Here is an 8,672-nt window from a genome sequence, read left to right as displayed (position 1 = left end):
GGTGGTGTGCAGGACGTAAAGCGCAGCAGTCCTGCACACCACCCCCGCAGGCCCGTCACCGCACCCAACAGCCCCGCGCAGCGGACCGGCCCGCCGCAGGCGCAACGGCGAACAACCCACACGGCGGGAAAGCCGACAACGTGGGAAGCCCAGCAAAGCGCAGCGAACCGTCAGCCCCCGCTCAGCTGCGAAGCGCTCGGTACCTGGTTTGTCACCTCGGCGCCATTCTTCTTTCCGACGTCCTTGACGTTGTTGATGACGTTCTGGAACTGGTCGACGTCGGCGCTGCCGGCCTCGCCCTTGCGGAGCTTGGTGCCGAGGTTCTTCAGCGACTCGATGCCGCTGTTGAGCGGGGCCAGCGCCTTGGAGAGGGTCGGGTCGCCCTGGGCGTTGCGCACCGCGGCCTTGAGCCGGTTGTAGGTGAAGACCCCGGCCAGGCCCGCCTTGACCAGTGTGGTCTTGCGGTGGTTGGCGCCCTTCTTGAACCCGCCGGCCTTGTACGGCTTGATGATCCACTGGTAGGTCGCGCCGGCCGCCAGCCCGGCGTTGGCCACGAACCGGGTCTTGGCGAACTTCTGCTTCTCCGCCGAGCTGGTGGGGCTGGGCGACCCGCTGGGCGAGGCACTGGGCGAGGCACTGGCCCCACCCTCGTTCTTCTTCGAGCCGCCGCAGGCGACGGCGCCCAGGCTCAGCGTGCAGGCCAGCGGCAGCGCGACGACGGCCCTGCGGAGGGCGGCGCGGTTGCGGACGGGGGACTGCGGAACGGTCACGGAACGCCTCCGGCGGGCTCGGAACGACTGGGGAACATCGTCCGCAGCCTGTCCCGCCCGCCGGAGGACCGCCACTCGGAAACGGCCGTATGGGGGTGGCCCGTTACCCGGGCCGGTGCGCGGCGCCCGGGTCGGCGGCTACCGGCAGCAGTCCGGCGCCAGCCCGGTCGGCAGCCGCTCGCCGCCGAAGACCGAGGTGGTGGCCTCGTCACCGCCCAGCGCGGCCACCGCCAGCAGCACCGAACCGGCCGTCCAGGACGTCAGCTCCTGCGGCCAGATCGCCTTGTCCTCGAAGACGTAGCCGGTCCAGTACATGCCGTTCTCGGCGCGCAGGTGCTGGATCCACTTGAGGATCGTCACGGCCCGGTCGGACTCCCCCATCGCCCACAGCGCCAGCGCCAGTTCCGCGCTCTCGCCGCCGGTGACCCAGGGGTTGGGCACCACGCAGCGCACGCCGAGGCCGGGGACGACGAAGCGGTCCCAGTCCGCGTCGATCCGCTCCCGGGCCGCCGCGCCGCGCACCGCACCGCCCAGGACCGGGTAGTACCAGTCCATGGAGTAGCGGGACTTGTCGAGGAACCGCTCGGGGTGGTGGCGTATCGCGTGGCCGAGCCGGCCGAGGGCCAGTTCCCAGTCGGGCTGGGGCTCCTCGCGCTGCTCGGCCAGGGCCAGGGCGCAGCGCAGCGCCTGGTAGACGGAGGACGAGCCGGTCAGCAGCGCGTCGCGGACGGGCGTGCCGTCGTCCTCGCGCTTCCAGCCGATCTCGCCGCCGGGCTGCTGGAGTTCCAGGACGTACCCGATCGCCGCGTGCACGGCCGGCCACATCCGGTCCAGGAAGGTCTCGTCCCCGGTGGACAGGTAGTGGTGCCACGCCCCGACCGCGAGGTACGCGCAGAAGTTGGTCTCCCGGCCGCGGTCGGTGGGGGCACTCGCGTCGCCGTCGGCGTAGGCGGCGTACCAGGAGCCGTCCGGGTTCTGGTGCCGGACCAGCCAGTCGTAGGCGGCCTCGGCGCGCTCGTGTTCGCCGGCCGCGTCCAGTGCCATGGCGGCCTCGGTGTGGTCCCACGGGTCGAGGTGGTGGCCGCGGAACCAGGGGATGGCGCCGTCCGTGCGCTGGGCCGCCAGGATGCCGGCGACCGTTTCGGCGGCCTGTTCGGCGGTGAGCACTCCCGGCAGGACGAGCCGTTCGGTACGCCCGGGACTCGTCACTTGGCGGCCCCGCGGGCGGCGGCCGGCTTGGTCGCGGACCGGGTGCGCTTGGCGGCGGGCCGGGCGGGCTCGGTGGCGGCCGGCTCGGTGGCCCCGGTGCCCGTCTCGCCCGCCGGCTCGGGTAGGTGCGGCTTGGTGGCGTAGGCGACGAAGCTCTTGCCGATGAGCGGGTTGAGGGCCTGCTCGGCGAGGCGGGTGGCCAGCGGCTTCTTCATGATGTCCCAGACCAGCAGCTTGTGGTACGCCTTCACCGGCAGTGCCTGGTCGTTGTCCACGCCGAAGGCGCACTTCAGCCACCAGTACGGGCTGTGCAGCCCGTGGGCGTGGTGGGTGCCGTAGGGCTCCAGGCCGGCTTCCCGCATCCTGCCGAGGAGTTCGTCGCCGCGGTAGATGCGGATGTGGCCACCCTCGACCTCGTGGTAGGCGTCGCTGAGCGCCCAGCAGACCTTCTCGGGGCCGTAGCGCGGCACGGTGACCGCGATCCGGCCGCCGGGGCGCAGCACCCGCACCATCTCGGCGAGCACGCCCTTGTCGTCCGGGATGTGCTCCATCACCTCGGAGATGATCACGACGTCGAAGCTCTCGTCGGGGAACGGCAGCGCGAGGGCGTCCCCCTCCATGGCGACGGCGGAGGCGCCCGCCGGGGCCTCGCCGGCCTCCTTCATCGCGGCGAACCACTTGGCGACCTCGCGGATCTCCTCGCCGTTCCGGTCCAGGGCGACGACCTGCGCACCGCGCCGGTAACACTCGAACGCGTGCCGACCGGCGCCGCAGCCCAGGTCGAGTACGCGGTCGCCGGGGGCGAGCGGGAAACGGGAAAAGTCGACGGTCAGCACGGCGTTTACGCTTTCGTCCGGCGGTCAGGGGCGGGGTGAAGTGCGGCGTGGGCTGCGGGAGGACGGCATGGTGCGGTTCACCGGCGGCCGGTGACCGCCGAAGCGGTGGAGCGGCCCGGCTGACGGGCGATGGCTTCGCGGTAGCGCTCGGCGGTGCCGATGGCGGCCTGCCGCCAGGTGAAGCGGGCCAGCACCCGCTCCCGGCCGGCCGCGCCCAGTCGGCGGCGCAGCCCCTCGTCGCCCAGCAGCCGGAGCAGGCCGGCGGCGAGCGCCCCGGCGTCGCCCGGCGGCACCGCGAGGCAGGTCTCGCCGTCCAGTCCGGCGACCTCGGGGATGGCGCCGCCGGTGGTGGCCAGCAGCGGGGTGCCGGTGGCCATCGCCTCGGCCGCGGGCAGCGAGAAGCCTTCGTAGAGGGAGGGCACGCAGGCGATCTGGGCGCCGCGCACCAGGTCGACGAGTTCGGCGTCGCTGATGCCCTTGACGAACTCGATGGCGCCGGAGAGGCCGAGCCGCTCGATGGCGGCGGCGACCGGCCCGTCGTCGGCCCGCCTGCCGACCACGACCAGGTGGGCGTCGGGGTTCTCGGTGCGCACCTTGGCCAGCGCCTCGACGAGGTGGATCAGTCCCTTGAGGGGGACGTCCGCGCTGGAGGTGGTGACGATCCGGCCGGGCACCTCGGGGACGGCCGGGTCCGGGGAGAAGAGGTCGGTGTCGGCGCCGATGGGGACGACGTGGACCCGACCGGGGTGGACGCCGAGGTCCTCGACGATCTCCTGGCGGGACGAGCCGGAGACGGTCAGCACCGACGGCAGCCGCCGGGCCACCCGCTTCTGCATCCGGGTGAAGCCGTACCAGCGGCGGACCGAGGCGCGGCGCTTCCAGTCGTGCGCGGCGGCCAGGTCGAGGCGCCGGTCGACGGTGATGGGGTGGTGGATCGTGGTGACCAGGGGGGCGCCGAGCGCGTCCGGGCCGCCGAGCAGGCCGTAGCCGAGGGTCTGGTTGTCGTGGACCACGTCGAACTGGCCGCGGCGGGCGGCGAGATGGCGCCGGGCTCGGAGGGAGAAGGTCAGCGGTTCGGGGAAGCCGCCGGTCCACATGGTGGCGACTTCGAGGCCGTCGATCCAGTCGCGGAACTCGTCGCGCCCGGGGGTGCGGAACGGGTCGGGCTGACGGTAGAGGTCGAGGCTGGCCAGCTCGGTCAGCGTCACGCCCTCGTCGAGGACGGGGTAGGGCTGGGCGCCGATGACCTCGACGGTGTGGCCGAGGCGGGCCAGCTCGCGGGAGAGGTGCCGGACGTAGACGCCCTGACCGCCGCAGAACGGGTTCCCCTTGTACGTGAGCATGGCGATCCGCAGGGGACGTTCACGGTCCATCAGGGCGGAGGCCGAGGGGGTCTCCGCCGGGCGGGGCGCGGCTGCCTGGACGGCCTCTGCGGTCACGCACGGCCCCCTTCTCACTGGACTTTCGCCGGAGCGTAACCGCTGGCGGTAATCTAGAACAAGTTTCAGAACTGAAAAGCTACTGATCAGTTCACCGAGTTTCGAATCTACCGGCCGGGAACGGAGCGAAAAGAGCCGCACCAGGTGATTCGCGCCACGGCATGGCCCCTGCCATGCTGTGCCGATCACGCACCACCGGCACTCACCGCATCGCGGAGGGAAAGCCACGGAATGGGACACATGACTACGGAATCCAAGGCGGCCAGGCCGGCGCTTCCGGCGAGTCCTCCCTTGACCGAGCGTCAGGAGGCCCGGCGCCGCCGCATCCTGCACACCAGCGCCAGGCTGGCCAGCCGCGGCGGCTTCGACGCCGTCCAGATGCGCGAGGTGGCCGAATCCTCCGGCGTCGCCCTCGGCACCCTCTACCGCTACTTCCCGTCCAAGGTGCACCTGCTCGTCGCCACCATGCAGGACCAGCTCCAACACATGCACGAGACGCTGCGCAAACGCCCCCCGGCGGAGGAGGACCCCGGCGCCCGGGTCGCCCAGACCCTGATGCGGGCCTTCCGCGCCCTCCAGCGCGAACCGCACCTGGCGGACGCGATGGTGCGTGCGCTGACCTTCGCCGACCGGTCCGTCAGCCCCGAGGTGGACACCGTCTCCCGGCTGACCACCGCGATCATCCTGGACGCCATGGGGCTGGACGGCCCGCCCACCCCCGAGCAGCTCTCCGCGGTCCGGGTCATCGAGCACACCTGGCATTCGGCGCTGATCACCTGGCTGTCCGGACGGGCCTCGATCGCCCAGGTGAAGATCGACATCGAGACGGTCTGTCGACTGATCGACCTCACGGCCCCCGGGCGGGGACAGATGCGGTGAGGGTGGGGGCTGGTGGGGCCCGGTGGGGCCCGGCGGGCTTGCTGGGCTTGCTGGGCTTGCTGGGCTTGCTGGGCTTGCTGCGGCCTTCGGGCCTGTTGGGCCTGCGCCTCCTGTTGGGCCGGCCCCTCCTGTTGGGCCCGATAAGCCCGGCCAGCCCGTTAACCTCCTTGTGAATGCGGGTAGTTGGCCCGCAAGGGGCCCTCCCGCCCCCTACGGGATCAACCACCCCACCCCCTAAGGGCCCCGCCCCCGGCCACTCACCCGGCCGGCCGCCCCCGGTCGCCCCGGTCGCCCCGGCCGCCCCCGGTCACTCGTCCGGCGGGAAGACCGCCTCCCCGCCCTCCGCCGCGGTGATCGTGATCGCCTCCACCGGGCACCCCTCGGCCGCCGCGAGCACGCCGTCCGCGGCCTCCGTCTCCGGTTCGACGGGGTGCGACTGGCGTGCCGCGTCCAGCCGGAACCGCTCCGGCGCGATCCCGGCGCACAGCCCGGACCCGATGCAGACCCGCCGGTCCACCGCCACCCGCCAGCGCTCCGCCATCAGGCACCCGCCGGCAGGTGGATCATCTTGTGCTCCAGGTACTCGGCGAACCCCTCGGGCCCGAACTCCCGCCCGATCCCGGAGTTCTTGTAGCCGCCGAACGGCCCGAGCATGTCGATGCTGAAGGTGTTCACCGAGTACGTCCCGGTGCGCACCCGCCGCGCGAGGTCGATGCCGTGCTCGGTGTCCGCCGTCCACACCGACCCCGACAGCCCGTACTCCGAGTCGTTGGCGATCCGCACCGCCTCCGCCTCGTCCCCGTACGGCAACAGGCAGATCACCGGCCCGAAGATCTCCTCGCGGGCGATCCGCATCCCGTTGTCGACCTCGCCGAAGAGCGTCGGCTCGACGTACCAGCCGGTCGGCTGCCCCTTCGGCCGGCCGCCGCCGGTCAGCACCTTGGCGCCTTCCTTCTGCCCCAACGCGATGTAGTCCAGCGACCGCTGCTGCTGACGGCGGGCGACCAGCGGCCCGAGCTCGGTGGCCGGATCCAGCGGGTCGCCGACGGTCAGCGCGCCCGCCGCCGCCGCGAACCGCTCGGCGATCTCGTCGTAACGGCTGCGCGGGGCGAGGATCCGGGTCTGCGCCACACACGCCTGCCCGTTGATCATCCAGGCGAACGGCACGATCCCGGCCACCGCCGCGTCCAGGTCCGCGTCCGGCAGGATCACCGCCGCGGACTTGCCGCCCAACTCCAGCGTCACCCGGGTGAGGTTGCGGGCCGCGACCTCCATGACCCGCTTGCCCGCCGCCACCGACCCGGTGAACGACACCTTGTCCACGCCCGGGTGCCCGACCAGGTACTCGCTCACCTCCCGGTCGGCCGGCAGGATCGACAGCACCCCCTCCGGCAGGCCGGCCTCCGACACGATCTCCGCGAGCAGATACGCGTCCAGCGGGGTCTCCGGCGAGACCTTCAGCACCACCGAGCACCCGGCCAGCAGCGCCGGCGCGAGCTTGGCGGCGGCGGTGAACTGCGGGACGTTCCACGGCACGACGGCCGCCACCACCCCCACCGGCTCCCGGCGCACCAGCAGCGGCCCCAGCACCCCGGCCCGCCGCTCCTCGAACGTGAACTCCCGCGCCACGGTGAGCGCCGCGTCCCACACCAACATCGCGGCCAGCGACTGCACCATGACGCCCGAGGTGACCGGCGTGCCGTTCTGCGCTCCGATGACCCGCGCGAACTCCTCGCTCCGCGCCGCGAACGCGTCCTTGATCCGGCCGACCACCGCGATCCGTTCGTCCAACGGGGCGTTCGCCCACACCCCGGACTCGAAGGACGCCCGGGCCGCGGCCACCGCCCGGTCGACATCGGCCCGCGCGGCGTGCGGGACCCGGCCGATGACCCGTTCGGTGTGCGGCGAGACGACCTCGATCGTGTCCGGCCCGGCCGGATCGACCAACTCACCGCCTATATAGAGCTTTCCGTACTCGACGAGGTCGCTCATAGCTGGCCGCCTCCCGACGGTTTCGACGGATCACGCTCTCGACGGATAACGATTCCTGACGCTCCATCAGAATCACGCACCACCAGAACTGATATCAGTTCCACCCCGCGGAGTCCACGCCCACTACCCGAATCCCAACTCCCGCCGACGACCGGGCAGTCACCCTGTCAATGAAACGCGTTCTAGTTATAGTTGAGGCGACAACGGCGCAGGAGGGGACGGGACCCATGGCACCGCAGGTGATCGACCACAAGGGCGGGGTATGGAGCATCGCCGTCCCCATCCCGGACAACCCCCTCGGCCACACCCTCGTCCACCTCCTGGAGACCGACCGCGGCCCGGTCCTCATCGACACCGGCTGGGACGACCCGGACTCCTGGGACACCCTCACCGCCGGCGTCACCGCCTGCGGCTTCGAACCCACCGACCTGCACGGGGTGGTGATCACCCACCACCACCCCGACCACCACGGGCTCTCCGCCAAGGTGCGGGAGACCTCCGGCGCGTGGATCGCCATGCACGCCGCGGACGCCGCACTGGTCCGGCGCAGCCACGCGGCCCGACCGGGGCAGTGGCTCGACTACCTCCTCGTCAAACTCACCACGGCCGGGGCACCGGAGGACCACCTGGAGCCCCTACGGGCCGCCCGCGCCGCCGGGCGCGGCCGGAAACTTCCCGGGCGGCGGGCCGCGCTGCCCGACCGGGCCATCGAGCCCGGCGCACTCCTCGACCTCCCCGGCCGCCGCATCCGCGCGATCTGGACACCGGGCCACACGCCCGGCCACGTCTGCCTCCACCTGGAGGAGGCACACCCCGCGCAGCAGGACGCCCCCGCCTCGACCCGCCCGACCGGCTTCGGGCGGCTCTTCTCCGGCGACCACCTCCTCCCCGGCATCACCCCGCACATCGGCCTGTACGAGGACCCCGACGACGTCGCCCCCGATCTGCTCGACCGGGGCGACCCGCTCGGCGACTACCTCGACTCCCTCGAACGCATCGCCCGCCTCGCGCCGGCCGAGGTGCTGCCGGCGCACCAGCACGCCTTCCCGGACGCGGCCGGACGCGTCCGGGAGCTGATCGCCCACCACGAGGAGCGCCTAGCCGACCTCCGCACGCTGCTCCGTGAGCCGTGCACCTCCTGGCAGCTCGCCACGTCCATGCAGTGGAACCGCCCCTGGGAGCAGATCCCGCCCGCCTCCCGCACCATCGCCGTCTCCGAGGCCGAGGCCCACCTCCGCCACCTGATCAAACGGGGCCACGCCGAGCCGGTCCCCGGCTCCTCGCCCACCCGCTACGTGGCGGTGTAGCCGGCTCGCCGGGTGGGGGACGGCGGGGTGCGCGCTCGGCCGGACCCGGCGGGTTCCGGGGTGCTCGTCGTGGCGGCGGGCGGGGTGGCCGTTCGCGACCGCCACACACCGCCACGGCCCGGCGGTGCGCCCGGCGCCACCGCAACCACCCCGTGCGGGACACCTCGCGGTCGGCGCCGGCGCCGACGTTAAAGTGTGCGGGACAACTTCATCCGTACCCGATCGGGGGAAGCCGGTGGA

General features: G+C 72.7%; 8 protein-coding genes. 2 read left to right on the top strand and 6 right to left on the bottom strand.

Going from position 1 to position 8,672, the window contains the following annotated elements; all coding sequences use genetic code 11:
• Positions 1 to 170: 170 nt before the first annotated feature.
• From ACFVT2_RS32095 to ACFVT2_RS32080, 4 genes are all read right to left on the bottom strand, one after another.
• Positions 171 to 770: a hypothetical protein gene (locus ACFVT2_RS32095; protein WP_390023581.1), complete on the bottom strand. Its 600-nt coding sequence runs from the start codon at positions 768 to 770 to the stop codon at positions 171 to 173.
• A gap of 138 nt (positions 771 to 908) precedes the next feature.
• The gene (locus ACFVT2_RS32090; RefSeq protein ID WP_390023579.1) at positions 909 to 1,979 is read right to left on the bottom strand and encodes a prenyltransferase/squalene oxidase repeat-containing protein; all 1,071 of its coding nucleotides are present in this window, start codon (positions 1,977 to 1,979) and stop codon (positions 909 to 911) included.
• Positions 1,976 to 2,815, bottom strand: a complete 840-nt coding sequence (locus ACFVT2_RS32085; RefSeq protein WP_390023577.1) for a class I SAM-dependent methyltransferase — start codon at positions 2,813 to 2,815, stop codon at positions 1,976 to 1,978. Before ACFVT2_RS32085 ends, ACFVT2_RS32090 begins: the two co-directional genes overlap by 4 nt.
• Positions 2,816 to 2,892: 77 nt before the next feature.
• Entirely contained in the window at positions 2,893 to 4,254 is a 1,362-nt protein-coding gene (locus ACFVT2_RS32080; RefSeq protein WP_390023575.1) for a glycosyltransferase family 4 protein, read from the bottom strand.
• Positions 4,255 to 4,494: 240 nt separating this feature from the next.
• On the opposite strand from ACFVT2_RS32080, the gene ACFVT2_RS32075 reads away from it, so the two are divergent.
• Positions 4,495 to 5,133, top strand: coding sequence for a TetR family transcriptional regulator (locus ACFVT2_RS32075; RefSeq protein ID WP_390023573.1), 639 nt, complete (start codon positions 4,495 to 4,497; stop codon positions 5,131 to 5,133).
• Positions 5,134 to 5,440: 307 nt separating this feature from the next.
• On the opposite strand, the gene ACFVT2_RS32070 is transcribed toward ACFVT2_RS32075, so the two are convergent.
• Both ACFVT2_RS32070 and ACFVT2_RS32065 read right to left on the bottom strand, forming a co-directional pair.
• Positions 5,441 to 5,674, bottom strand: a complete 234-nt coding sequence (locus ACFVT2_RS32070; RefSeq protein ID WP_390023571.1) for a ferredoxin — start codon at positions 5,672 to 5,674, stop codon at positions 5,441 to 5,443.
• Positions 5,674 to 7,125, bottom strand: coding sequence for an aldehyde dehydrogenase (locus ACFVT2_RS32065; protein ID WP_390023569.1), 1,452 nt, complete (start codon positions 7,123 to 7,125; stop codon positions 5,674 to 5,676). Before ACFVT2_RS32065 ends, ACFVT2_RS32070 begins: the two co-directional genes overlap by 1 nt.
• A gap of 227 nt (positions 7,126 to 7,352) precedes the next feature.
• Here ACFVT2_RS32065 and ACFVT2_RS32060 point away from each other — a divergent pair, with 227 nt between their 5' ends.
• Positions 7,353 to 8,432 carry an MBL fold metallo-hydrolase gene (locus tag ACFVT2_RS32060; protein ID WP_390023567.1) on the top strand — a complete coding sequence of 360 codons (1,080 nt, stop codon included), beginning with the start codon at positions 7,353 to 7,355 and terminating at the stop codon, positions 8,430 to 8,432.
• Positions 8,433 to 8,672 lie beyond the last annotated feature (240 nt).

The organism is Streptomyces sp. NPDC058000 (assembly GCF_042886435.1).
Classification (GTDB): Bacteria; Actinomycetota; Actinomycetes; order Streptomycetales; family Streptomycetaceae; genus Streptomyces.
The sequence above is the reverse complement of the archived record's forward strand: the minus strand, read 5'-3'. Positions and strand labels throughout refer to the sequence as shown.